Source organism: Rhodomicrobium lacus (genome assembly GCF_003992725.1).
Lineage (GTDB): Bacteria > Pseudomonadota > Alphaproteobacteria > Rhizobiales > Rhodomicrobiaceae > Rhodomicrobium > Rhodomicrobium lacus.
In genome coordinates, this window is record NZ_RZNF01000002.1 from 523862 (window position 1) to 550131 (window position 26270).

Sequence of the window (26270 nt, forward strand, 5' to 3'; positions counted from 1 at the left end):
GATTAACAGGGGGGCCCGGTTCGGCCGGGCCGGCCCACGCGGAATAAACGCTATGAAGACCATCGGCCTTATCGGCGGAATGAGTTGGGAAAGTTCAGCCCAATACTATCGCATCATCAATCAGGGCGTCAGAGAACGGATGGGCGGTGTTCATTCGGCCCGGATCCTCATGTTCTCGGTCGATTTCGCCCACATCGAGCGCCTGCAGCACGATGGCGACTGGGCATCGCTGACCGCCGAGATGATCGATGCGGCGAAGCGCCTTGAGCGGGGAGGCGCGGACTTCCTGTTGCTCTGCACGAATACGATGCATCGAACGGCGGACGAGGTGGCTGCGAGCGTTTCCATTCCGCTTTTGCATATTGCCGATCCGACCGGCGAGAGAGTCCGGGCGGCTGGATATACCCGCATTGGCCTGCTGGGCACGGCTTTCACCATGGAACAGACCTTTTACAAGGATCGGCTTTCGAGCCGTTTCGGACTGGAAGTGCTGGTTCCCGACGAAACAGACCGGAGCCTCGTGCATGACGTGATCTATCGCGAGCTTGTCGCCGGGCGGGTCAACGACGCCTCGCGTCGAGCGTATCGTGAAATCATGGCGCGTCTGGTGGAGCGCGGGGCACAGGCCATCATAATGGGCTGCACGGAAATCATGCTTCTCATCTCGGAAGAGGATTGCTCCGTGCCCCTCTTCGATACCACAACGATTCACGCCCGCGCTGCGATCACACGGGCGCTGGACGACAGGTAATGTGCGTCATTCCGTCGTTCAGGAATGGAGAAGTCTGCCCCTGTCGGCAGGGCTTCTCCCGCCCGGCTGTCACGCGACAAGGTGCCGACCAATTCGACGACACCCGTCGCGTCGTATGATGGTGTGAAGCAACCGGTTACTTCCCGCCTTGTTCGCGTTCCCTGGCCTTTGCCCGGTCCCAATACACCCCCATCTCGTCGAGGCGCATCTCTTCGAGCTTGCGGCCTTCCTCCTCCGCGCCCTTCACAACCTCGCCCATGCGGCGAATGAACTTCGCGTTGGCCGAGCGAAGCGCAGCTTCCGGATCGATGTCGAGCCAGCGCCCGAGATTGACGACGACGAACATCAGGTCTCCGAATTCCTCGAAGCGGCGCTTGTCGGTCTCGGGGCCCGCAGGTGCGGCTATTTCCGCGCGCAGTTCCGCAAGTTCCTCATCCACCTTGTCGAGAACGGGCGCGACGTTCGGCCAGTCGAAACCGACGCTCGCGGCGCGACCCTGCAGTTTCGTGCTGCGAAGGAGCGCAGGCAGACCGGCGCCGATGCCATCGAACAGGTCGCGCGGCGAAGTTTCCGGATCCGCAGCACCGGACGTGCCCCGCCTCTCGGCTTTCGCCTTGCGTTCCTCGGCCTTGATCGCCTCCCAGGTCGCTTTCGCGTCCAAAGCGCCGCCCGCGCCCTCGAAGACATGGGGATGGCGGCGAATGAGCTTCTCGCTTATCGCGCGCGCCACATCGACGAAGGCGAAATGCCCGGCTTCCTCGGCCATCCGCGCGTGGAAGACCACCTGCAAAAGCAGGTCGCCCAGTTCATCCTTGAGGTCGTCCATGTCGCCGCGCTCGATCGCGTCCGCGACCTCATAGGCTTCCTCGATCGTGTAGGGCGCGATGGTGCCGAAGCTCTGCTGCACATCCCACGGACAGCCGCGTTCGGGGTCGCGCAGGCGCGCCATGATGGCGATCAGCCGCGAAAGCTGCTCCTCGGCGGAAGAGGGCGCCTCCGCTAGGGTGTCATTCGCCCGAGTTTCCGATTCGTTCGTCACGCTTCCTCCGTGCCCAGGGGCGATTGACGGTCAAGACCAAATCACCCTACGGTTTATATCCTTCGGCAAAAGACGTGCAAGGACGCGTCATGCGGGTCGTCGCATCAATCTTCCGCTTCCTTTATCGGGCGATCCATCGTCTGCGGACGATATCCGCCTTGTCGCGCGTCGCGTCCCGGCCGCACGGAGTGAGCATACCCGCTGCCGCGCCGTCGCATTCCGTCGGCGAAGCGCCCGCCACGACGCCGGAAATCCCGATCCCAGGCCGCCTGCGGCATCCTCCCGAAAGCCGGACGCCGCATGACGCCGTCGATTGGTGTTGCCGGCAAGCTTGCCTTCGCCAAAGCGATGCCGCCTTGGCGGAGGCCGATCTGAAGCCCACGATCGCGCGTTCCCTCGATTTTGCATTCCGTGGAAAGCAGGCATCCCAGACATTCCGCGCACGTTTTTTCTTCGGACCGTTTGCCATCGGCCCTCCTCGATGGGAACAAAGGACAACAGGACCGCCGTTCCCGCGTTCACTTTTTGTCCTTAGCCGCCGCCGGAGCCGCGTCAGCGCCCGGTGATTCGACCCAACGAAAGGTCCGGCTTGCGGGGCCCTCGCCATAAAATTCGGTTTTCCAGCCTGGATCGTCGCCTGAAATAGCGGTTTGCACGAGAAGGTGAGGTGTTGCCTATTTTTCGGAGAGATCCGAGACGTAGATGATATCGTTTTGCCTTATGAAAGGCGAGTCCGGGTTCTCGAAAAGTTCCGTATACCGCATTTTGTCACTTAAAATTTTAATGAATTCCGTTCTGTTCCCGCGACGTGGGACAGCCGCTACGTTCACGCCAAAAAACAACGCGAAAACACGAGCCTGCCGTGCGCAGGCGCCCGTGAATGGCAGGCGCATGAGACAGGGCGAGAACAAAGACAGGACGCTCGATGATGTCGTGGCGGTGTGCAGCGGATGCGCCAGCTGGGAAATCGCGGGTTGTCGGCCGGTCGTTGCTGCATTACGGAAACTTTCCATAATGCATCTTATGCGAATCGCACAAAGCCGGGTCGATTGCCTTGAGACCCGTCAGAGGCTGGACGCGACTTCTCACAAGCCCGCTCATCGTTCGCGGTCTTTCCGTCTCCGGCTTCAGGGAACCTGGAAATGTGGCTGCCGACACATGCAAGGGTTCAGGCGTGGTGCTGGGCTCGGCGAGCGACGATGGCCATATGCACCACTTTAGCGAGGCTTGGCCGTTGCCCTTCTCAACGGGGCTTACTCGTCGCGTTCACGAGCATGCCGAGGCGAGACGCCAGAAACAAAAACGCGCTCCCGTTGAAGCGCGTTCCGAATTCCCTGAATGCCATAGCTTGAGATGCACCGACAGCTGCCGCCATTAATCGGACGACGGCACCGCGCGTAGATCGCTGATGTGGAACAGCTTGTCCGCCTCGATCGGCGGCTCAGACTGAGTTACGCCTCTGCCGATGGCGTTTCGTGGAATTTCGCCGAGAAGCGATCCAGCAACCGGACGCCATAACCCGACCCCCAGCTTTGATTTATGTCGGTCGAGGGCGATGCCATAGCTGTCCCGGCAATATCGAGGTGCGCCCACGGCGTGCCATTCTTGACGAAACGCTGCAGAAACTGTGCGGCGGTGATCGAACCGGCGTCGCGCCCACCGATATTCTTGATATCGGCAAACTTGCCGTCGATAAGCTTGTTATATTTCTTGGAAAGCGGCATGCGCCAGGCGAGTTCGCCAGATTGCGCTCCCGCCTCGATGATTTCGTTCGCCAGCCTGTCATCGTTTGAAAACAGCCCGGCATACTCCTTGCCGAGCGCGACGAGAATGGCGCCCGTGAGCGTCGCAAGCGTGATCAGCAGTTTCGGTTCGAGATACTCCTGCGCATACCACAGAAGGTCTGCCAGCACGAGACGCCCCTCGGCGTCGGTGTTGAGAATCTCGATGGTCTGGCCCGAAGCCGAGGTGACGATGTCGCCGGGCCGCGTCGCGGTGCCGCTCGGCATGTTCTCGACGAGTCCGACGATGCCGACCGCGTTGACAGGTGCCTTGCGCAGCGCAAGCGTTGCCATCGCGCCTGCAACCGCGGCCGCGCCTCCCATATCGCCCTTCATGTCCTCCATGCCGGCCCCGGGCTTGATGGAAATGCCGCCTGAATCGAAGCAGACGCCCTTGCCGACGAACACGAGATTGCCGTCGCCCGCCGAGCGACCGACCGCGCCGTTCCACCTCAGAACGACGACCGAAGTCGGCTGCGCACTCCCCTGCCCCACCGCCAGCAACGCATTCATGCCGAGCGACTTGAGCTTTACCTCGTCCAGCACTTCGACAGTTAGGCCAAGCGCTTCGAGCGCGCGCAGCCGAGCCGTGAATTCGGGCGGAGTCAGGATATTTGCCGGCTCGTTGACGAGATCGCGCGCGAGATAGACGCCCGCAAGCTCGGCCTGCGTGTGTTCCAGCTTCGCCGCGAGCTTGTCGCCCCAGCAGGAAAAAATAGAAAGCTTCGGCGGAGCGCGGCCTTCGTCCGGCTCGTTTTCGTCGCCGCCTTCCGGACTTTTGGCGACCTTCGACTTGTATTTCTTGAAGGTGTAGTTTCTGAGGCTGAAGCCGGCCGCGAAGCCGAGCGGCGCGTCTTCCGGCAGGTGATCGACACCCGCGAATACCACGTCGACCTCGGTCGTCTTTTTCGGCAACTTGCCCCGCACCACGCCGCCGAGGTCCATCCAGTCGCGATGCGTCAGCGTCTTGGCGTCGCCGATGCCAACGAGCAGGAGCCGAGCCGCCTTGAGACCATGCGGCGCCAGAATTTCCAGCAGATTCTTGCGCTTCGGCTTGAACCCGGACACCTCGATTGCGCGCGAAACGGCGCCGGCGCTCGTCTTGTCGAGCCGCTTGATCGGAGGTGGAAGGTCTTCGCCCTCCGTCACGAAATACACGACGGTCGAGCCTTTCGGCTCCGGCTGCAACGAGGCGAACGAAACGGCTGGAAGTTCTGTCATCGAGTGAGCGGACCGTTCTGGCGGGAAATCGAGTTCGGAAAGCGTACAGGAAACGCGCGGCGTTGCAAAGTCCGCGTCCAAAGGAAACATCCCTCGAAATCGCGCCGAAAATGCGCCATGAACCCATGTGTAGTGAAGCCTCGAACCTGAATCGCCTCGAACGCGCCTTTACCGGGCGCCGGATGCCGAAACAGGACCGCTCGTTGATCGGGCAAAGCCGGAGCGTGCCCCGCCCGCTGGAGTGATCGTTGAATGCTGATTAGCCGGTATATCTTCCGCCAGACGGCGTCGGCGCTCATCATGATCCTCGTTTCGCTGACGCTCATCGTCTGGCTGACGTCGCTCTTGCGCGAGATCAAGCTTCTCACCGCGCAGGGACAGACGTTCCTTCTGTTTCTCCAGATCACCGCGCTCGCCATCCCGAACCTGATCGTCACGGTGGCTCCCGTTGCCTTCCTGATCGCCGCGCTTCACAGCCTCAACCGTCTTTCGGGCGATAGCGAACTCATTGTGCTGTCGGCGGCAGGCTCGTCGGTCTGGCGGTTGCTCTCGCCCTATCTGTTCCTCGCGGTCGTGGTGTCTATGTGTGTGCTGACGGCGAATCTGTTCGTGCTGCCGAAGGCGGCGCGGCTTCTCGGCGATACGGTGTCGCAAGTACGCGCCGATGTGCTTTCGCAGGTGATCCAGCCGGGCGAGTTCTCCGACCTCGAACCGGGCCTGACCTTCCACATGCGCGCAAAGAGCGACGACGGGGAGCTTCTGGGCGTCGTCGTGCGCGACGAGCGCGATCCGAAGTCGGTGACGACCGTCATCGCGGAGCGCGGCCAGATCCTTCAGGATGAAGGGCGGGCGTCCATGATGCTCCACGACGGCAAGATCATTCGCCAGCAGGCCGGTAAGACTGCCGCGCAGATCGTGGATTTCACGAGCTACGGCTTCGACATCGGCGACTTTTCCGCGAAACAAGGCGTTCGCGAACGAAAGCCGCGAGAGCGCGATATCGGCGAGCTTCTTTACCCTGACAAGGAAAGCGCCGCCTATACGAACAACAAGGGAGCGTTCCGCTCTGAAATCCACGAGCGCTTTTCCGGTGCGATCTATCCGATCGCCTTCGCCATTATCGCCGTGCTGTATCTGGGGCGCCCGAAGACCACGCGCGAGGGCCGCGCGGGCAATCTTTTCACGGCCTTCGCGCTCGGTGCCGCCATCCGCATCGTCGGGATCGCGGGCGTGAATATCGTGGGAAAGAAGGCATGGGCGCTAGGCCTGATCTACGGCATACCCGTGGCAGTGATCGCTGGAGGGCTTGTGATGTTGCGGTTCGACATCGGCGCGCCCGTCATAGCGCTGCCCAGTCTGCGCCTGCCCTCGTTTCTGAAACGCGGCGGTTCCGCACCCGCCGCGTCGGCGTCCTGAGGATTTTGCGTCATGATGATTTTCACCACCGTCGGACGCTACATGGCGAAACGGTTCGCCATGACGATCCTCGGCGTCTTCTTCGTGACGCTGCTTCTCATATTTTTCGTGGACTTCGTCGAGGTGCTCCGAAGCGGCGCGAGAAAGGACGTGAGCGCGGGCACACTCGCGCTGATCACGTTTCTGCGCATTCCCGTTTTCGCGGAACTCACCCTGCCCTTTGCGATCCTGATCGGCACCATCGCCGCCTTCCTGAGTCTCAGCCGCACCTCGGAGCTGACGATCATAAGGGCTGCCGGGCTTTCCGTTTGGCAGTTCGTCCAGCCGGCGCTTGTCGTCGCGATGCTCTTCGGCATTTTCGCCGTTACCATTTACAACCCGGTGGCGTCCGCCATGAAAGCGAAGTCGGAGAAGCTTCTGGCCGACGTTCTCCAGTCGGAGAAATCGTTCGCGACCTCCCGCGGCACGGGCTCCTGGCTGCGTCAGGAGAGCGTGGACGGGCCGACGATCCTGCATGCCAAGACGTCAGCAGACAGAGGATTGACGCTGGCTGGCGTGACGCTGTTGCAATTTGATCCCGCCAACAGATTTTATGAACAAATACAAGCGAACAAGGCCGAACTGCGGCAAGGTTTTTGGCGCCTCGAAAACGTAACTGTGCAAGGTTCCGGCGAGGCCATTCGGCATTACGATGAATATTTTGTAAGTACATATCTTGGTGCTGCTCAGATAATGAATAGTCTCGGGTCATTGGAAACCCTGTCTTTTTGGGATTTGCCTGGATTTATTACGTTTGCAAAAAAAGCCGGTCTTCCAACGACACAGTATGAACTTCAGTACCAGCTTTTTCTCGTGCGTCCTATTCTTATGGCCGCGATGGTGTTGATCGCTGCAACCTGCTCGCTGAAAGCCTTTCGTTTTGGCAAAATCCAAACTATGGTTCTGACGGGATTAACCGGGGGGTTCGGTTTTTTCATATTCTCTGAACTGTCGCGAAAGGTGGGCGCGTCGGGATTAGTCCCTGTTACGGTGGCGGCTTGGGGACCGGCGCTTGTTGCCCTTCTTCTTTCGGCAACCGTCCTTCTCTACCAGGAGGACGGGTAATCAGGAGCAGAGGTGTGAGTCGACCGGGGGGCTTGAGAGTGGTGGTCTTCAGTAAGAGAGCGGCGAGCGATGCCTAGCAAACTGCTGGCAGCAATGTTGGCATGCCTGATGTGCCTGGGCAGCGTCGCGCGTGCGCAGACGCCAAGCAATCAGACGCGCGGTGGCGAAACCACCGTGGCCAAGAAGGTGTCGCCCGACAAGGCATCGCCTCTGCTGCTGCAGGCCGACGATCTTGTTTACGATCACCGCAACAACCGCGTGGTTGCGCGCGGCAACGTCGAAATCTATTACGACGAGAACATCCTGCTTGCCGACGAAGTCATCTACGACAAGTCCGCGAACACGCTGACGGCCATCGGCAACGTCCGTCTCAAGGAGGCGGACGGCTCGGTGGTGAACGCCGAACGGCTTACACTCAGCTCGAATTTCCGCGATGGCTTCATCCGGTCGATGAAGGCGCTGACGCAGGACGACAGCCGCATCGCCGCCTCGAACGCTTACCGCAAGGACGGCAAGACCGTCTACGAGAACGGTGTGGTGACCTCCTGCAAGCCTTGCGAGGCCAATCCCGAGCGTCCGCCCGTCTGGCGCATCAAGGCGACTCGCGTCATTCAGGACAAGGAAGACCAGAACATCTATTTCGAGGACACGCGCTTCGAACTCTTCGGCGTGCCGATCGCGTGGCTTCCCTATTTCTATATTCCAGATCCGAGTGTGAAACAGCGCTCCGGCTTCCTCGCGCCCCAATACCGGCACGATTCGATGACGGGTTATGCGCTGACGGTTCCCTATTATTACGCCATCTCGCCGAATTACGACCTGACTCTGTCGCCCACCTTCACCACCAAGGCGGGCTATCTGGTGGAGGCCGACTGGCGGCAGCGCTTGTGGAACGGCGCCTACGAGGTGAAGTTCGCGGGCGTCTACAACGATAATGCGAACGATTTCGTCGGCCAGCGCGAGTGGCGCGGCAGCATCGCGACAAAGGGCGAGTTCGAGCTGAACAAGTTCTGGAAAGTCGGCTGGAATGCGATCCTCGAAAGCGATGACACATTCCGCCGCTTCTATCACCTCGACAGTATCTATTCGACCGAACGTGTGTCGTCCATCTACCTGACCGGCATGGGTGAGCGTAACTACTTCAACATGTCCGTGAATCGTTACGGCAACCTCGGCGGACAGCCCTACGACTACTCGACGGGACAATACATCGACAGCCAGTCGTCATGGGCCTATCCGAGCATCGACTACAATTATGTCCACGACAAACCGGTGTTCGGCGGCGAGTTCAAGTTCGATGTGAATGCGCTCGCGCTTTCTTCGAACGACCAGCGCACCTATAATGCCAATGGCACCACCAGCCCCTATTTCGGCCGCACCGACCACGTGGTCACGCAGGCTGAATGGCGGCGAACGCTGACGGACGACCTGGGCCAGCGTTTCACACCGTTCGTTTTCGGACGTGGCGATATCTACAACGTATCGAGCTTCCAGAACGTCAACGGCGACCTTGGCGACAGCGACACCTTCACCCGCCAGATGGTGGGCGGCGGTCTCGACTATCGCTATCCCTTCGTTGCGCATACCGACACGGCTTCGCACGTCATCGAACCCGTTGGGCAGATCATCACACGCACCAATGTCGCGAACAACGACAAGGTGCCCAACGAGGACGCGCAGAGCCTCGTCTTCGACGACACGCTTCTTTTCGATATCAACAAGTTCTCCGGCTACGACCGAATCGAGACCGGAACGCGCGCCAATGTGGGCCTGCAGTACACGATGCAGACCTACAACGGGGTAAGCATTCGGGCGGTTGGCGGCGAGAGCTTCCAGGTTGCGGGAAAGAACTCCTACGATCCGACGACCGGTCTCTATAACACGCGCTCGGATTACGTGGTTGGCGGCTACGTCGACTACCTCAACATGTTCCGCTTCGTGACGCAGTTCCGTCTCAACGAGAGCGACTTCAGCGTTGCCCGTCAGGATTACAGCGCTCAAGCGAAGCTTGGCATCTTTGAAGGCGCCCTGAGCTACGTCGCGGTGGCGGCACAGCCTCAGCTTGGCTTCACTTCGCCACGCGAGGAAGTCGCCGGTTTCGCGGCTGTCAAGCTGACGGACGAGTGGACCGTCTTCGGCGATGCGCGCTACAACCTCGAATTGTCGCAATTCGTTCGCAACAGCGTGGGCGTCCAGTATGCGGACGAGTGCTTCATTTACTCGGTCACCTATCAGCAGACCTTCGTGGAATATGCCGACCTGAAGCCGGATACGTCCGTGATGGTGCGCATCGGCATCAAGGGCTTCGGTCAGCAGACAACGCCAAGTTCGATCGCCGATCTTTCGCCTGAAGCGGCGGCGTTCCGCTAGAATTCTCGCGCGTCTGCGGCCGTCCGGCTTCGACATTTATCCAGACGGCTGGCGCCGAGCATGGCGCCACAGCGAAAGGCCGCCCCGGCTGCGTCATTTCGGAAAACGGGGCGCCATTCGCGTTTGGCGATACGTCCGGGCGATCCCGGCGGCACATCCCGCCGCCGCAACCGAGGCGGGGATTATGGCAAAGGCAGGCACACTCTTGCCGCAAATGAAATCCAAGTTTCCGACATGAGAATCGCAAAGCTTCATCGCGCCGCTGCTCTCGCGGTCGCCGCAGGTCTGACGGTGCTGGCGCTGGCCGGGCCGGAGGCCAGAGCGCAGAACATCGTCGTCCTCGTCAACGACGAGCCGATCACGTCAGGCGACATCGCGCAGCGCACGCGATGGATGGCGCGCACGAGCGGTTTCGGCGATCGCATGAAAGCGCTGCTCACCGGCGACGCGATCAAGGAACGTTTCCGGCAGCTCATGATCCAGGCGAATCCCCGCTCGCAGGCCGAGGCTGAGCAGACCGCCGAGCGCATCAAGAAGCAGCTCATCGAGGAAGCCAAGGGCCGCGTGCTGTCCGAAGGCGGCGGCACTTCGCGCAAGCAGGTCATTGAAACGCTCATAGAAGACAAGCTGAAACTTCAGGCCGCGAAGAAGCTCGATATCACGATCACCGACAAGGAGGTCGAAGAGGTTCTGGCGCAGCGCGCCGGCGGCGGCGATGGCAAGAAGCCGCAGCTCAACGAATTCTACCAGCAGTTCGAGGCCGACGGCATCAGCCGCAAGACCGTGCAGAATATCATCCGCGCGCAACTCGCTTGGCGTGACGTGATCCGTCGCCAGTACGGTCCGCGTATCGCGGCCATGCTTGCGGCGCTGCCCTCCGACGACCAGAAGCCCGCCGATGGCGATATCCAGTTCGACGTGCGCGTTCTGAGGCTGGCGGTCACGGGCTCTGACGAACGTGCGGTGAGCCAGCGCATGATGGAAGCTGAAAATCTCCGCAGCAAGTTCACCTCCTGCGCGGACCTGCCCAAGCGCGCGAAGCTTGTTGCCGATGCATCCGTAAAGGCAGTCGACAAGGCGAAGCTGGCCTCGTTCAACAAGGACGCGCAGCCTCTCATCCTCAAGGCCAGCGAGGGCCAGATGACCCCGCCGATCCTCGTCTCCGGTGCGGTGGAATCGTATGCGATCTGCAAGAAGGGTATCGTTCTCAAGCCCAACGCCGCAGCCGAGAACAAGCCCGATGCGAGACAGCAGGAATTTGAACGCTTCTCGCGCCGCTATCTGCAGGATTTGAAGAAGTCGGCTTCGATCGATTACCGGACGAAGGTAGACTGAGGGATCACGGCATCTCGTCGGGCTCGGAAAGGCCTGATCCTGAGGCGCATACGCTCGCAAAATGCATGCGCAGGGCGCGCGCAACCGAATCAGGTCGCGGCATAACTTCTGCACGCCCGCGCAATTCGGCGCCGTTTTCTCTCAGGGTCGTTTGAAGCTGCTGCCGAACACGCTATAATCGAGGCCTTCAAACGCGCGGCCTTTTTGCGCCCGTTTGCCTGCCGCGTCGTCGCCGCAAGCCTGGAAGCAGCTCGACGCTGAATATCTCAAATGTCGGTCAGCCTCTGCGTCACATCGGGTCCGATTTCACGCAGTCTGATCTAGCCCGGAGCCTATCCTTGGCGGTTTCCCACGCGTTTCCCGACTCGCCACTCGCCGTCACCATGGGTGACCCCGCCGGGATCGGTCCCGACGTCACGCTCGCGGCATGGGTGCGGCGCCAGGAATGCGCGCTCCCCCCGTTCTTCGTCATCGCCGACCCTGCCCTTCTGGAGGCTCGCGCCGCGCTCCTCGGTATCGACGCGCCCATCGCGCGCATCACCCGCCCGGAAGACGCTGCTGCTGTCTTCGGCATGGCGCTGCCTGTCCTGCCCCTTCGCTCGCCGCTCGTTCCTGTCGTGCCCGGCAAGCCCTCCGTGGCTCACGCCGGCGCCATCATCGAATCGATCGAGGAAGCCGTCTCTCTCACGCTGACCGGCCGCGCCGCCGCCGTCGTCACCGCGCCGATCGCGAAATTCGTTCTCATGGAAACCGGCTTTCCTCACGCAGGCCACACCGAATTTCTCGCCGAACTCGCAGAGCGTCACGGCCATCCGCCGCGCCCGCCCGTCATGCTGATGGCATCGCCACGCCTGAAAACGGTGCCGGTCACGGTGCACATCCCGCTGAAAGAAGTTTTTGCCGCGCTGACGCGCGAAATCATTATCGACACCGCGCGAACCACCGCCGAAGGGCTGACGCGCTTCTTCGGTGTCGCGCGCCCGCGCCTTGCCATTTGCGGTCTCAATCCACACGCGGGCGAAAATGGTGCGCTTGGCCACGAAGAAACGGACATCGTCGCGCCCGCAATCGAGCGCCTCAGGGCGGAGGGCATCCGCGCCTCGGGCCCGCACCCGGCCGACACACTTTTCCACGATGCGGCGCGGGAAACCTATGACGCGGTGCTTGCGATGTATCACGATCAGGCGCTGATCCCGTTCAAGACGCTCGCCTTCGACGACGGCGTGAACGTGACGCTCGGCCTGCCCTTCATCCGCACATCGCCCGACCATGGCACCGCGTTCGCGCTTGCCGGCACCGGGCAGGCCAACCCGCGGAGTTTTGCCGAAGCGCTTCACCTCGCCCGGCGGATGGCCGCAAGCGCGGCTGAAGCCGGTGCGGAGGATCGCCCGTGAGCGCCGCCGCGATCGAAGCTCTGCCGCCGCTGCGCGAAGTCATCAAGGACGCTTCGCTGTCCGCGCGAAAGTCCCTCGGCCAGAATTTCATTCTCGACCTCAATGTCACACGCAGGATCGCCCGCGCGGCCGGGCCGCTCGATGGCGCAACCGTGCTCGAAATCGGCCCGGGCCCCGGCGGCCTCACACGCGCGCTCCTGATCGAAGGTGCAAGCCGTGCCATCGCGATTGAGCGTGACGAGCGCTTTCGTCCCGCCCTCGACCAGATTGCGGAGGCGAGCGGCGGTCGCTTCGGCGTCACCTTTGCGGACGCAATGAGTATCGACTACCCCGCTTTCGCCACCGAGACGGGCGCAAATCGCATCGTCGCCAACCTCCCTTACAACATAGCGACGCCGCTCATCGTAGGCTGGCTGACCGAGACACGCTGGCCGCCGTGGTTCGACCGGATCGTCGTCATGGTGCAGAAGGAGGTCGCCGAGCGGCTCGCGGCGGAGGTCGGCGGCGACCATTACGGGCGGCTCGCCGTGATCGCCCAGTTCCGGGCGCGGCCGCGCATCCTGTTCACCCTGCCGCCGTCAGTCTTCACGCCGCCGCCGAAGGTAGCCTCGGCGCTGGTGGAAATCGTGCCGCGCCCGCAAGCGCCCGATGCTGTGCCGACGCTCTGGCTCGAAAAGGTGACGGCAGCGGCGTTCGGACAACGTCGCAAGATGCTGCGGTCAAGCCTCGCATCGCTCGGAGCTGACACGGCCCGTCTCTTGGCCGAAGCCGGCATCGATCCCGCCGAACGCGCGGAGCGCCTCGCGGTGGAGGATTTCCTCCGCATCGCGAAGGCGCTTCAAAGCCAGCGTGGCGGATAGCCTGGAGCAATTGAGCGGAAAGTTGGAACCGGTTTTCCAACCGGAATTGCGTAAGTCAGAGCAATTCGCGATACGGAAACGCTCTATCCGCCATGCCGCGCTTCAAGCGAGATCGCCATTGGTCGGCAGGAAAACGGGGTAACCGAAGGCCGCCCCGCCTTACCGAAAGCCTGATGCGTCAGAAGCCGCCGAAGAAGCCAACCGACACAACCGGGGCCGCAACGAAAGCGGTCGGACGAGGAACGACGGCAACCGGAGCAGCCGCATAGACGCGGCGCGGGGCGCGAACCACGGCGACGCGCGCCGGGACGGGCGCGGGCGCGACGATTTCCGCGACGGGCGCGAAGATCGGCGTTACAGGAGCTGCCGCGACCACGACCGGACGGACGCGAACCGGCCGCAACACAACAACGTCGCGCTCCACCACAACCGGCACCCGGCGGGTTTCAGCCTGATAGACATATTGTACATCCTGACGGAGAGGCGTCGCTTCCGTGACAGCGGCAGTGTCGATACCGGCGAGAGCCGCTACAGGCGCCGCAGAAGCGGCAGGGCCGTAAAGGGCGGCGAAAGCCGCCAGAGCAAGGATTTTACGCATACAATTTCACCCTGTTGTTGCGTAGCGCTACGCTACTTCGACAACTTTGGGCCTCGAGTCTTTACAAGATATTCCAGCACTGAAGCTTATGAAACGGGAGACGCTTTGAATGTAGCAACACTCCTAATGCAAAGATAACGGTACACGGAAGATATGATCCGTATTACGCAATACGAAGGATCTTCGCAATATAAAAATCGCATCACAGCCGTCGTTGCTTTTCGGAAAGAACCGAGGCTGTACGTTTTATTTGCGTTTTTGCGTCACGCAGACAAAACACTTTTCCCGTCGCATCCCTTTTTGCGCAATATAGCCCCGACACTGCCGCCGGAAGGCCGCAGCGCAGGAGAGCCTGGGGCGCGGCTCAGACCGCAGGCGCGGGCACGACGTCGGTTCTCGCGAAATCCGCGCCCTTATAGAGGAGCGGAACGCCGCGCGAACGGGCGAGCGCATAGGCGGCGCAATCGCCAAAATTGAGGGCTGCGGGATGGCGTCCCTTGCCGTAGTGCAGGAAGGCGGCGCGCGCCAGCCCTGCCTGCTCGGCGTCGAAGGGGACGATCTCGATCCCGGCTTCCGCGATAAACGCATCGAGCGGGGCAAAAACCGATCCGTCGCCTTCGCGGCCCGCAAGCACCAGCCACGTTTCAAGCACGTTCAGCGCGGACATGACACGCCCCCGTGCCGCGACAAGCGCGCCAAGCAGCGCCTTCGCGTCGGACTCAAGCCGGAGGATTGCAACGAGCGCCGACGAATCGACCGCGATCACGCGGGCAGCCCGTCGTCGCCATAGAGGTCGGCATCCGTGAGCGGCTGCCTTCTCCGAAGCGCCTCTGCGCTTGTCTCGGCGATGGCGTAGAGTTTCGCGAACAGCGCATCCGCGTCATGCGCGGGCTTCAGCCTGACGCCGTCATGAATGAATTCCACGCCTGCCTCCTCCAGCGCCGCCCGCACACCGCTTGCCGTTTCTTCGGCGACCGGATAATCGCCGCTCGCTTCGAGACGCCGGACGGTCGTCACGGAGACGCCCGCCCGCCTTGCAAGCTCGTCCTGCTCCATGCGCAGGAGCGCGCGCGCCGCCTTGATCTGTTCCGCCGTAGCCATGGCGTAAAGATGCCATAGAAGAGCGCTTTACGTCAAGCATCCTTCTTCGGCAGGTTGAGCCGGATGTGGAGTTCGCGGAGCTGCCGCGCGCTCGCCTCGGACGGCGCGCCCATGAGCAGGTCTTCGGCCTGCTGGTTCATGGGGAAGAGCGAGATTTCGCGCAGGTTCTTCGCGCCGGTGATGAGCATCACGATGCGATCGATGCCGAACGCCATGCCGCCATGCGGCGGCGCGCCGAACTGGAATGCGCGGTAGAGGCCGCCGAAACGCTCTTCCACGTCGGCCTTCGTGAGGCCGACCTTCTCGAACGCCTTCACCATGGTCTCGGGCGACTGGTTCCGGATCGAGCCGGAGGCGATCTCGAAGCCGTTGCAGACGAGGTCGTACTGATACGCCTTGAGTTCCAGCGGATCGCGCGTTTCGAGCGCTTCGAGGCCGCCCTGCGGCATGGAGAACGGGTTGTGCGCGAAGTCGACCTTCTTCTCGTCCTCGTTCCATTCGTAGAACGGGAAATCCACGATCCAGGCGAGTTCGAAGCGGTCGCGGTCCACGAGGTTCAGTTCCTCGCCGACGCGGGTGCGCGCCTCGCCCGCGAATTTATAGAACTTCGCCGGGTCGCCGCCGACGAAGAACACCGCGTCGCCATCGCCGAGGCAAAGCTGCGCGGCAATCGCCGCCGTGCGTTCCGGCCCGATGTTCTTCGCGACAGGGCCAGCGCCTTCGAGCGCGTCGCCCTCCTTCCGCCAGAAGATATAGCCGAGGCCAGGCTGGCCCTGCTGTTGCGCCCAGGAATTCATGCGGTCGCAGAAGGCGCGGCTGCCGCCGGTCTTGCCGGGGATGGCCCAGACGCGCGCCTTCTTGTCATTCTCCAGCATGCCTGCGAACACCTTGAAGCCGGAGCCGCGGAAGTGTTCGCTCACGTCCTGCATCTCGATGGGATTGCGCAGGTCGGGCTTGTCGGTGCCGTATTTCGCGATCGCGTCATCATAGGCGATGCGCGGGAAGACGTCGGTCACCGGCTTGCCGCCCGCGAAGCCGTCGAATACGGCGCGGATGACGGGCTCCATCGTGTCCCACACGTCTTCCTGCGTGACGAAGCTCATTTCGAGGTCGAGCTGGTAGAATTCGCCGGGCAGCCGGTCGGCGCGGGGGTCTTCGTCGCGGAAACACGGCGCGATCTGGAAGTAGCGGTCGAAGCCCGCCACCATGAGGAGCTGCTTGTATTGCTGCGGCGCCTGCGGCAGCGCGTAGAACTTGCCGGGGTGAATGCGCGACGGCACAAGGAAGTCGCGCGCGCCTTCGGGCGAGGACGCGGTAAGGATCGGTGTCGAATATTCGGTGAAGCCCGCATCCACCATCCGCTTGCGCATGTCGGCGATGATTTTGGTGCGCTGGACGATGTTCTTGTGCAGCGTCTCGCGGCGCAGGTCGAGGAAACGGTAGCGCAGGCGCACGTCTTCTGGGTAGTCCGGCTCGCCGAACACGGGCAGCGGCAGTTCCTCGGCCTTCGACAGCACGTCGAGCGCGCCGATGCGCACCTCGACCTCGCCCGTCGGCAGGTTCGGGTTCACCGTGTCGCCCTCGCGGATCACCACTTCGCCGTCAATGCGGATCACCCATTCGGCGCGCACGGCTTCCGCCGCCTTGAAGGCCGGCGCGGACGGATCGACCACGCATTGCGTCAGGCCGTAATGATCGCGCAGGTCGATGAACAGGAGGCCCCCATGGTCGCGCACGCGATGCACCCAGCCCGAGAGCCGCACCGTCTTGCCCGCGTCGGCTCTGCGAAGCGCCCCGCAGGTCGTCGAGCGATAGGCATGCAGCTTCGCCGCGCCAGAGTTCGACCCCGCGCCTTTCGCGTCGACCGCCTGCACGTCGGTTTCCTGCTTCGTTTTCTTGCCGGAGATGGCGGACTTCGCCCGCCCGCCAGACGCGGTTTTTTCCACAGAAGTCATCCTTCAGGATCGGAGCCGGCGCCGTTCAGCAATTCTTGACCGAATGGCGGCAAAGCGGCTTAAAAGAGACACAGTTATGGTCGCCCACTGTTTCAGAGCGCTTGAATCGCGGGACAAACCAGCGCATGGACCGCGATGTTTGTCAAGAATGCGAGCCTGTCATGAGAGCCGCCCCACAGCCCGAGCTACATTAAGAGAATGATCGATCTGCCGCCCGTCATCACCTCCGTCAAGGATCTCAAGACGCTTTGCGATGTGCTTTCCCGACAGCCCTTCGTGACCGTCGACACCGAGTTCATGCGGCAGACGACCTACCGCCCGAAGCTCTGCCTCATCCAGATGGCCGCGCCCGGCATCGAAGCCGTCGTCGATCCGCTGCCGAACCTCGACCTGTCGCCGTTTTACGCGCTGATGGCAAACACCTCCGTCGTGAAAGTCTTTCACGCCGCCCGCCAGGACATCGAAATCGTGTGGCAGGAAGCGTCCGTGATACCGACGCCGCTGTTCGACACGCAGATCGCGGCGATGGCGCTCGGCCATGGCGAGGCGATTTCCTACGGCGCCCTCGTCAAGAAGCTGCTCAAGAAGAACCACGACAAGACCTATCAGGCCATCGACTGGTGCCAGCGCCCGCTCGGGCCGAAGCAGCTCGAATATGCGCTCGGCGATGTCACCTATCTGCGCGACGTCTATGCCAAGCTGAAGCAGCGGCTCGAACAGACCGGCCGTGAGCCGTGGCTTGAGGAAGAAGTCGCCGTCCTCACCGATCCAAAGACCTACGCCTTCGATCCGGCCGACGCTTGGAAGCGCCTGAAGCTTGGCGGCAAGTCGCGCACGGCGCGCGCCATCATCATGGAGCTTGCGGCCTGGCGCGAGCGCGCCGCGCAGGACGAGAACGTGCCGCGCGGGCGGGTGCTGAAGGACGAAGCCATTTACGAGGTGGCGAAACACGCGCCGCGCACGCTCGAAACCCTGTCGCGGCTGCGCTCCGTGCGCGACAGCGTGAGGTCGCGGGGCGATGCGATTTTGCGCGCTGTCGAGGCGGCGCTGGCCCGCGATCCGGGGGATGTCGTGAACGCCGCCGCGCATGTCGATCTTTCGGCCACGGCGTCCGCCACGGTCGAGCTTCTGCGCGTGCTGCTCAAGGCCGTGTCCGCCGAACTCGACATCGCGCCGAAGCTTCTCGCCAGCGCCGAGGATCTCGAAAAGCTCGCGCAATATGACGAGCCGGACGTGCCCGCGCTGAAGGGCTGGCGCCGTCCGCTGTTCGGCGACAAGGCGCTGGCGCTGAAGGAAGGCCGCCTTGCGCTCGGCATCAGGAAGAACGAGGTCGCGGTGTTTCCGCTGTAGTGTCTGCGGATCACCGCCTTCTCTCAAACTAAGCCAACTTTTAGGCCGAAACTTCCTCTCTTCGCGGCGCGGCGCCAGGGACTTGGGCTGCGCCGATTATGGCTTCGCGAACTTGTCCCGCAATGTCGGCAAGGCCGCTCGGGGAATGAGGGAGAAGGATCGTGTTCGTTTCCGAGGCAGCACCGATTTCCTTTAGCGTATCGAAATACTGCGTCATGAGCACCAGCGTCATCACGTCCTGCGTAGTGGCACCGGGCACGCTATCCCGAAAGTCGTTCACCGACTCGCGCAAGCCGTCGACAATGGCCCGGCGCTGATCGGCTATACCCTTGCCCTGAAGCGCCTTGCTCTGCGCCTCGGCCTCTGCCGCCTTCACCCGTAGAATGCGCTCAGCCTCGCCTTTCTCCGACGCGGCGACCCGCAAGCGCTGCGCCGCGTTGATCTCGTTCATCGCAGCTTTCACCTTTGCGTCGGGTTCTATGTCGGTGACCAGAGCCTTCACAATATCATAACCGAACGCATTCATCGTAATCGAAAGCTCGGACTCGACGGCGTCGGCGATTTCATCCTTTTTCTCGAAGACGTCGTCCAGCTTCATGCGCGGCACACGCGCTCGAACGACGTCATAGACATAAGATGTGATCTGCGCATCCGAGTCTCTTAGCTTATAAAATGCCTCATAGACCTTGTCTTGCCTGACAAGATACTGAACAGAAACAGTAAGATGAACGAAGACGTTGTCTTCTGTCTTGGTTTCCACCGAGACTTCAAGCTGATCGACCCTCAAGCTGACATGGCCGGACACGCGCTCGATCAGTGGAATTTTTGCGTTGAGGCCCGGGTGGGCAACGCGGACAAATCGGCCAAAGCGTTGCACCACGCCAGCGGATTGCTGTTTGACGACGAAGAACGCGTCGAAGACAAGCCAGCCGGTTATCACAGCAAGGATAACCCATAAATAGCGATCGTACGAAAACGGCAAAATATCCATAATTGCCCCGTTTAATGGATGCACACCCCCGCAGCCAACTGGCTATCAAGGCGACGCGGCATAAGCACGGCTCAAACAAGGCGAAAAGGCAAAAGGGACGTTGAAGGGAGCGGCTTGCCCGACTTTCGCCGCTCCGCTATACACCGCCCTGTAAGATTCGCACCGTCGGCACTACATCCGACGAACGCCAACATCCCGACCAACCCGAAACAAGAGCGAGCACATGGCCGTCGAGCGCACCCTTTCCATTCTGAAACCCGATGCCACCGAGCGTAACCTCACCGGCAAGATCAACGCCGTCATCGAGGGCGCGGGCCTTCGCATCATCGCGCAGAAGCGCGTCAAGTGGGATGCGGGCGACGCGGCGGCCTTCTATGCCGTGCACAAGGCCCGCCCCTTCTACAACGACCTCGTGACCTACATGACGTCCGGCCCGATCGTGGTGCAGGTGCTCGAAGGCGAGAACGCGGTGGCGAAGTATCGCGAGATCATGGGCGCGACGAACCCCGAGAACGCCGCCGAAGGCACGATCCGCAAGCTGTTCGCCGAGAATATCGAGCGCAACTCCGTGCATGGCTCGGACAGCGCTGACAACGCCGCGCAGGAAATCGGCCTCGTCTTCCAGGAAAGCGAGATCGTCGGCTGAACCGCCGCGAGGCATGGCAGACGCGTCGAAGGCCGGGCATGTCCCGGCCTTTTTTGTATTCTTCCCCGTCGCCGCCGGTAGCTCGCTTTGCACTGCGTCCTAAACGGCATTTTGAGTGTTGATCGCCAGTCTGTTTGCGAAGCCGCTGTCGGGGCGCGCTGAAAATCGGACGCGAGGGACGATGTCGCGCTGGCGCAGGATTATAATCACCATCACGAGGCAACTGTGGTTTCGCGCGACACTCATCGGCGCGGCGGGCGTTCTCGCGGCACTGCTGGCGACGGTCGCGGATAAGGTCTTCCCCTGGCGTCTGCCGGTGTCGATCAATCAGGACGCCGTCTCAAGCATCCTCACCATCATCGCATCAAGCATGCTGGCGGTGACGACCTTTTCGCTCAACGTGATGACATCGGCCTATGGCGCGGCCACGAGCCAAGTCACACCGCGCGCGACGAAGCTCCTGATGGAGGACTCCGTCACCCAGAACACGCTCTCCACTTTTATCGGCTCTTTCCTGTTCGCCATCGTCGGGCTCGTGGTGCTGCAAACCGGAGCCTATGGCGAGCACGGGCGCAGCGTGCTTTTCGCCGTCACCATCGCAATCATCATGCTGATCGTGGTGGCACTGTTGCGCTGGATCGATCATCTCACGAGGCTCGGACGCGTGCTCGAAACAACTGAGCGCGTCGAAAGCGCTGCAAGACTGGCGCTTGAATGCCGGATCGAAGAGCCTTTTCTCGGCGGCGCGCCGTTGATGGACGAAGCTGCGATCCCCTCGGAAACGCTTGCTGTACCCGCCGATGACGTCGGTTATATTCAGCATATCGACATGGGAGCGCTGGCCGAATGCGCCGACGAGGCAGACGCCGACATCTACGTGACCGCGCTTCCGGGCACCTTCGTCTACAGCGAAACGCCCCTCGCCCGACTTAAACGCACCAGCGACTCTGAAAAGATCGCGGAGCGCGTTCACAAGGCGTTCACGATCCGCAGCGAGCGCAGTTACGATCAAGACCCGCGCTTCGGCCTCGCCGTGCTGAGCGAAATCGGTTCCCGCGCCCTGTCGCCCGCCATCAACGATCCAGGCACCGCCATCGATATTGTCGGCAGAACGTCCCGGCTGATGACCCTTTGGGCGCACGGCGTCTTACGGGAAGCGGGCGAGCCGAAATATCCGCGCGTGCATGTGCCGCCAATCCGCTCCGAAGATCTTCTCGAAGACGCTTTCATGGCGCTCGGCCGCGACGGCGCTACGCACATCGAAGTGCAGTTGCGACTTCGAAAGAGCTTTCTTGCGCTGGCATCCATCGGTCCGCAGGATTTCCGCGCTGCGGCCCATCATCAGGCGGAGGATGCACTTGCACGCGCAGAACAGGGGCTCACTCTTGAAGCCGACAAGGCTAGATTGCGCGCCTGCAAGCGTCGATAGGCATATCCGCGTTTGCGGCGTGTTTTAGATCACCCTGAAGAGCTACAGCAGCTTATCCGCGTCCGTCGCCGGACGCGGGCCGCCCTACCCCCGCGCGTCTAGCTCCCGCACCGCAGCCGCATCGCGTGCCGAAAGCTCGGGATAGGCCGGATCGCTGCCGACATCGTCGGTGATGCGCCATGAACGCGCGCATTTCCGCCCTTCGGCTCGCTTCGGCACCACGGCCACGCCATCAACCTCGTCGAGCGTAAACGCGCCCGCGGGCGCGTTGCCTGACTTGATCGCAAAACCGCTCGTGATGGCGATCTCGGCCCAGTCGGCGGCCTTCGCCACCGCAGCAAGCTCCTTGTTGCCGATGTAGATGTCGGGCGCGGCTTCGAGGCTCGACCCGATGCGCTTCTCGCGCCGCTCGATCTCAAGCGCGCCCGTTATGACGCGGCGGACGGCGAAGATCTTCTCCCACTTGTCGCTGAGCGCGTCGTCGCGCCACTCCGGCGGGATGGCCGGGAAGCGGCTCAGATGCACCGAGCCGTCCGCGTCCGCGCCGTGCCGCGCAAGCCACGCCTCTTCCGCCGTGAACGGCAGGATCGGTGCGAGCCACGCGGTCAACGCCTCGAACAGCGTGTTGAGCACGGAAAGCGCCGCGCGGCGCTTCGGGCTCGAATATGCCTCGCAATAAAGCGTGTCCTTGCGGATGTCGAAATAGATCGCGCTGAGGTCGTTCGAGCAGAACTCCGCGAGCAGTCGATAGGCTTTCCGGAAATCGTAGGCGTTGTAGGCCGCGCGAAGCTCGGCGTCGATCTCGGCGACGCGATTGAGGATGTAGCGCTCAAGCTCCGGCATGTCTGCCACGGCGATATCGTTCCCCGGCTCGTAATGCGCGAGGTTGCCGAGCACATAACGCAGCGTGTTGCGCAGCTTGCGATAGGCATCGACCGCCGATTGAATGATCTGCGGCCCAATGCGCAGATCTTCCGTATAATCCGAGGACAGCGCCCACAGGCGCAGGATATCCGCGCCCGACTGCTTGATGACGTCCTGCGGCGCGACCGTATTACCGAGCGACTTCGACATCTTGCGGCCCTGCTCGTCATTGACGAAGCCGTGCGTCAGCACTGTGTCGAAGGGCGCGCGCCCGCGCGTGCCGCAGCCCTCCAGCAGCGACGACTGGAACCAGCCGCGATGCTGGTCCGAGCCTTCGAGATAGAGGTCGGCGGGCCATTTCAGATCGGGGCGCTTTTCGAGCACGAAGGCGTGCGTGGAGCCACTGTCGAACCACACGTCGAGGATGTCGCGCACCTGCTCCCACTCGTCCGGGTTGGCGACGAGGCCGTCGAGGAAGCGCGTCGCCGCGCCATCCGCGAACCACGCATCCGCGCCCTCGGCCGTAAACGCCTTCACGATGCGTTTCTGAAGCTCGGCCGCGCCGTTGAAGCCCGCGTTCGGGATGACCTCGCCCGTCTCCCTGTGCACGAAAACGGTGATCGGCACGCCCCAGGCTCGCTGGCGCGAGATGACCCAGTCGGGGCGGTCCGCGACCATGCCGCCGATGCGGTTGCGTCCCTGCGGCGGCACGAAGCGCGTGTCGTCGATGGCGGCGAGCGCCAACGCGCGCAAGGTCGCGTCCTGTCCGGCGGCGACTTCGCCCGGCACCGACACCGGCTTGTCCATCGCGATGAACCACTGCGGCGTGTTGCGGAAGATGACCGGCGCTTTCGACCGCCATGAATGCGGGTAGTCGTGCTTGTGGCGCGGGTTCATGGACGCGAGCGCGCCGGCCGTCTTCAGCGCTTCGACAACGGCGGCGTTGGCGTAGCGCGTATCGTCGAGCTTGCCGAAGCTGCCCTTGTCGTCCACCACGCGTTTCGGCTCCGCGCCGCCGAACAGGCCGACATGCGCGCGATAGTAGCCGTCGGGGCCGACCGTGTCGGGAACCGTGGTGTCGATGCCCGCGGCAGCGATCTCGCGGCCCTTCGCCATCCAGATTTCAAAGTCGTCCGCGCCGTGGCCGGGTGCGGTGTGCACGAAGCCCGTGCCCGCGTCCTCGGTGACATGATCGCCTTCGAGCAGCGGCACCTTGAAGCCGTAGCCCTCGCTCGCGTGGAACGGATGCGCGGCGACGAGGCCAGCCGGATCGACGTCATCGACAAGCGTCCATTCGTCAACACGCGCGGCCTTGAAGAAATTCTCGGCGAGCGACTTCGCGAGGATGAAGCGTTCGCCAACCTTCGTCCAGTTGTCCTCCGGCGCGGCAGTCACCTCGTAGAGGCCGTAGCCGATCCGGCGCGAATAGGAGATCGCGCGGTTGGCCGGGATGGTCCACGGGGTCGTCGTCCAGATGACGATGGACGCGCCGTCGATCTCCCCCTTACCAAGGGAGTGCGCCACCGGGAACTTCACATAGATCGCGGGGCTTGCGTGTTCGTGATACTCGACCTCGGCCTCGGCGAGCGCGGTCCGCTCCACCACCGACCACATCACCGGCTTCGAGCCGCGATAAAGTAGCCCGTTCATCGCGAATTTCATCACTTCGCCCGCGATGACCGCCTCGGCCCCGAAGGCCATGGTCGAGTAATGATTCGGCCAGTCGCCCTCGACGCCGAGCCGCTTGAACTCGGCCATCTGCACGCCGATCCACTTCTGCGCGAACTCGCGGCACTGGCGGCGGAACGAATTGACGGGCACCTCGTCCTTGTTCTTGCCTTTCGCGCGGTACTGCTCTTCCACCTTCCATTCGATGGGAAGGCCGTGGCAGTCCCAGCCCGGCACATAATTCGCGTCCTTGCCCTGCATCTGCTGCGAGCGGACGATGGCGTCCTTCAGGATCTTGTTGAGGCCGGTGCCGATGTGGATGTTGCCGTTCGCGTAGGGCGGGCCGTCATGCAGCACGAATTTCTCGCGGCCCGCCGATTCGTCGCGCAGGCGCTTGTAGAGGCCCATTTTCTCCCAGCGGTCGAGAAGCTTCGGTTCGAGATTCGGCAACCCCGCCTTCATGCCGAAATCGGTCTTCGGCAGGAACAGCGTCTTCGACCAGTCGCGCCCGCCCTCGGTCGCATCTGCGTTCTTCGCCTTAGGGGCAGCGTCTTCCTTCGCCGGGCCGTTCTTGGTCGGCCGGGCGGCCTCGTCTTTCTTCGTCATCGAATAGCCTAACGCGGCGCGTGCGCCGCAGGTCATAGGAAAATTGCCCTAGCATTAGAGCGAACGCAAAAGCGCGGCAAGAAGGTTGATGCGCCTATGCGGAAGCGCAATTTCGAGAGCGAAGCGCGAAAAGTTTGAAGCCGCCCTTCCACGGTGAACGGGATGCGCCCCTCAGGAACGAAGGGCGGCCAGCGCCGCCCTCCTCCCATCAATAAAGCTGTTTGCGGACGGCCTCGCTCGTCGGATCGCCGGGAACCTCGGGCGGCGCGGGCTGCTCGTCCGGCACCGGCGGCGGAACGTTCGCGACTTCGGCGCTTGCCGCTTCGCCCGCTGTCGCCTTCGGTTCGGCCGGTTCGCCCTCATGCGCGGGCTTCGTCTGTTCGGGGCGCACATCGCCCTTCGGGCGTTCGAGGATCGCGCAGACGCCCATGCCGCCCGCCGTGCAGATGGAAATCAGCCCGCGCCCACCGCCGTTCTCTTCGAGGATTTTCGCGAGCTGGGCGATGATGCGCGCGCCCGTCGCCGCAAAGGGATGACCGTAGGCGAGGCTCGATCCCTTGACGTTCAGCTTCGCGCGGTCGATGGAGCCGAGCGGCTTGTCCTTGCCGAGCATCGTCTTGCAATAATCGGCATCTTCCCAGGCCTTCAGCGTGCACAGCACCTGCGCGGCGAATGCCTCGTGGATCTCGTAGAAGTCGAAGTCCTGAAGCGTGAGGCCAGCGCGGTCGAGCATCTTCGACACGGCGACGGTCGGTGCCATGAGGAGACCCTTCCCGGCGTCCACGAAGTCGATGGCCCAGTGCTGGCCGAAGGTGAGGTAGGCTTGCGGCGTGAGCCCATGCGCCTTTGCCCAATCTTCGGAGGCCAGCAGCACGGCGGACGCGCCATCCGTCAGCGGCGTGGAATTCGCCGCGGTGAGCGTGCCGTTCTCCTTGTCGAAGGCGGGCTTCAGCGTGGCGAGCTTTTCGAGGCTGATGTCGGGGCGCAGATTGTTGTCGCGGTAGACGCCCGCCGTCGGCACGATCAGATCGTCGAGGAAGGACGCGTCGTAGGCCGCCGCGGCGTTCCTGTGGCTCTCATAGGCGAGCTTGTCCTGCTCCTCGCGCGGGATCTGCCATTCCTTCGCCATGAGTTCGCAATGCTGGCCCATGGAAAGGCCGGTGCGCGGCTCCGCCACCGCAGGCGGGCTGACGGAGATGTCGCCCAGCGAAAAGCCGGAGAGAAGCGACGTCGCCTTGCCCTTGACCGTTTTTTCGCTCGATACCTTGGCGAGCCGCTTCGCAAGCGCGCGCTTCAGCTCGATGGGTGGGTCGGAAACCGTGTCCGTGCCGCAAGCGATCGCGCTGTCGATGGCGCCGATGGCGATCTTTGCCGCCGATCCGAGCGCCGCCTGCAGGCTCGTCCCGCAAGCCTGGCTCAGCGTGATGCCGGGCGTGTCCTCGGAAAGCTTCGTGCCGATGACGGCTTCGCGCGTAAGGTTGAAGTCGCGGGCGTGCGTGACGACCGCGCCGCCCACCACCTCGTCGATATGCTCGCCCTGAAGATGGTACTTCTCGACGAGTCCGTTCAGCGCCGCCGTGAGAAGGTCGAGGTTGGTCAGATCGTCATAGCCCGTATTGCCCCGACAGAAGGGCGTGCGGACGCCGCCGATCACGGCCACCTTGCGTAATGTCTCACCCATGGAACTCTCCCCGCACATCTGTTGTGGTCAGGGCGCGACCGCGCCCGAAAGCTTCGCCATCTAGTGGTCCGACTCCGACATTTGCATCCGTTTGCAGCACGCTTGCGAGC

Annotated in this window: 19 protein-coding genes; 10 read left to right on the forward strand and 9 right to left on the reverse strand. The window is 62.6% G+C overall.

The genetic code is table 11. From position 1 onward, the window contains the following. Nucleotides 1-52 precede the first annotated feature (52 nt). Nucleotides 53-751, forward strand: a complete 699-nt coding sequence (locus EK416_RS03270) for an aspartate/glutamate racemase family protein (RefSeq protein WP_127076042.1) — start codon at nucleotides 53-55, stop codon at nucleotides 749-751. A 136-nt stretch (nucleotides 752-887) separates the two neighbouring features. Here EK416_RS03270 and mazG read toward each other — a convergent pair whose 3' ends face one another. Together mazG and EK416_RS03280 are read right to left on the reverse strand one after the other, a co-directional pair. Further along, on the reverse strand, nucleotides 888-1790 hold the full coding sequence (gene mazG / locus EK416_RS03275; RefSeq protein ID WP_127076043.1) for a nucleoside triphosphate pyrophosphohydrolase: 903 nt from the start codon (nucleotides 1788-1790) through the stop codon (nucleotides 888-890). Nucleotides 1791-3241: 1451 nt separating this feature from the next. After that, nucleotides 3242-4792 (reverse strand): leucyl aminopeptidase, encoded by a 1551-nt coding sequence (locus EK416_RS03280; RefSeq protein ID WP_127076044.1) that lies wholly within the window; start codon nucleotides 4790-4792, stop codon nucleotides 3242-3244. 252 nt (nucleotides 4793-5044) lie between these two features. Here EK416_RS03280 and lptF point away from each other — a divergent pair, with 252 nt between their 5' ends. The 6 genes from lptF to rsmA all read left to right on the forward strand — a co-directional run bounded on the left by lptF (nucleotide 5045) and on the right by rsmA (nucleotide 13271). After that, nucleotides 5045-6208: an LPS export ABC transporter permease LptF gene (gene lptF / locus EK416_RS03285; protein WP_127076045.1), complete on the forward strand. Its 1164-nt coding sequence runs from the start codon at nucleotides 5045-5047 to the stop codon at nucleotides 6206-6208. 12 nt (nucleotides 6209-6220) lie between these two features. After that, on the forward strand, nucleotides 6221-7312 hold the full coding sequence (lptG, locus tag EK416_RS03290; protein ID WP_127076046.1) for an LPS export ABC transporter permease LptG: 1092 nt from the start codon (nucleotides 6221-6223) through the stop codon (nucleotides 7310-7312). 108 nt (nucleotides 7313-7420) lie between these two features. Beyond that, entirely contained in the window at nucleotides 7421-9682 is a 2262-nt protein-coding gene (locus EK416_RS03295; RefSeq protein WP_164729830.1) for an LPS-assembly protein LptD, read from the forward strand. Between the two features lie 234 nt (nucleotides 9683-9916). Next, the gene (locus tag EK416_RS03300) at nucleotides 9917-11017 is read left to right on the forward strand and encodes a SurA N-terminal domain-containing protein (RefSeq protein ID WP_164729831.1); all 1101 of its coding nucleotides are present in this window, start codon (nucleotides 9917-9919) and stop codon (nucleotides 11015-11017) included. Nucleotides 11018-11355: 338 nt separating this feature from the next. Next, nucleotides 11356-12411, forward strand: coding sequence for a 4-hydroxythreonine-4-phosphate dehydrogenase PdxA (gene pdxA, locus EK416_RS03305; RefSeq protein ID WP_127076049.1), 1056 nt, complete (start codon nucleotides 11356-11358; stop codon nucleotides 12409-12411). Next, a complete protein-coding gene (gene rsmA / locus EK416_RS03310; RefSeq protein ID WP_127076050.1) occupies nucleotides 12408-13271 on the forward strand; it encodes a 16S rRNA (adenine(1518)-N(6)/adenine(1519)-N(6))-dimethyltransferase RsmA in 864 nt (287 codons plus the stop codon). Before pdxA ends, rsmA begins: the two co-directional genes overlap by 4 nt. 178 nt (nucleotides 13272-13449) lie before the next feature. Here the strand turns inward: rsmA and EK416_RS03315 are convergent, their stop codons facing one another. From EK416_RS03315 to aspS, 4 genes are all read right to left on the reverse strand, one after another. Beyond that, nucleotides 13450-13869 carry a hypothetical protein gene (locus EK416_RS03315; RefSeq protein ID WP_127076051.1) on the reverse strand — a complete coding sequence of 140 codons (420 nt, stop codon included), beginning with the start codon at nucleotides 13867-13869 and terminating at the stop codon, nucleotides 13450-13452. Nucleotides 13870-14233: 364 nt separating this feature from the next. Then, entirely contained in the window at nucleotides 14234-14635 is a 402-nt protein-coding gene (locus tag EK416_RS03320; protein WP_127076052.1) for a type II toxin-antitoxin system VapC family toxin, read from the reverse strand. Beyond that, nucleotides 14632-14970 carry a helix-turn-helix domain-containing protein gene (locus EK416_RS18160; protein WP_127076053.1) on the reverse strand — a complete coding sequence of 113 codons (339 nt, stop codon included), beginning with the start codon at nucleotides 14968-14970 and terminating at the stop codon, nucleotides 14632-14634. The genes EK416_RS03320 and EK416_RS18160 overlap by 4 nt, the downstream gene beginning before the upstream one ends. A 32-nt stretch (nucleotides 14971-15002) precedes the next feature. Beyond that, the gene (aspS, locus tag EK416_RS03330; RefSeq protein ID WP_127076351.1) at nucleotides 15003-16793 is read right to left on the reverse strand and encodes an aspartate--tRNA ligase; all 1791 of its coding nucleotides are present in this window, start codon (nucleotides 16791-16793) and stop codon (nucleotides 15003-15005) included. A gap of 330 nt (nucleotides 16794-17123) precedes the next feature. On the opposite strand from aspS, the gene rnd reads away from it, so the two are divergent. Beyond that, a complete protein-coding gene (gene rnd / locus EK416_RS03335; protein WP_127076054.1) occupies nucleotides 17124-18275 on the forward strand; it encodes a ribonuclease D in 1152 nt (383 codons plus the stop codon). A gap of 40 nt (nucleotides 18276-18315) precedes the next feature. On the opposite strand, the gene EK416_RS03340 is transcribed toward rnd, so the two are convergent. After that, on the reverse strand, nucleotides 18316-19266 hold the full coding sequence (locus EK416_RS03340; protein ID WP_127076055.1) for an SPFH domain-containing protein: 951 nt from the start codon (nucleotides 19264-19266) through the stop codon (nucleotides 18316-18318). A 223-nt stretch (nucleotides 19267-19489) separates the two neighbouring features. Here EK416_RS03340 and ndk point away from each other — a divergent pair, with 223 nt between their 5' ends. Together ndk and EK416_RS03350 are read left to right on the forward strand one after the other, a co-directional pair. After that, a complete protein-coding gene (gene ndk / locus EK416_RS03345) occupies nucleotides 19490-19912 on the forward strand; it encodes a nucleoside-diphosphate kinase (RefSeq protein ID WP_127076056.1) in 423 nt (140 codons plus the stop codon). A 181-nt stretch (nucleotides 19913-20093) separates the two neighbouring features. After that, on the forward strand, nucleotides 20094-21341 hold the full coding sequence (locus EK416_RS03350; RefSeq protein ID WP_127076057.1) for a DUF2254 domain-containing protein: 1248 nt from the start codon (nucleotides 20094-20096) through the stop codon (nucleotides 21339-21341). Between the two features lie 84 nt (nucleotides 21342-21425). On the opposite strand, the gene ileS is transcribed toward EK416_RS03350, so the two are convergent. Beyond that, nucleotides 21426-24479: an isoleucine--tRNA ligase gene (gene ileS, locus EK416_RS03355; protein WP_127076058.1), complete on the reverse strand. Its 3054-nt coding sequence runs from the start codon at nucleotides 24477-24479 to the stop codon at nucleotides 21426-21428. 208 nt (nucleotides 24480-24687) lie between these two features. Next, nucleotides 24688-26160, reverse strand: coding sequence for an acetyl-CoA C-acetyltransferase (locus EK416_RS03360; protein ID WP_127076059.1), 1473 nt, complete (start codon nucleotides 26158-26160; stop codon nucleotides 24688-24690). Nucleotides 26161-26270 lie beyond the last annotated feature (110 nt).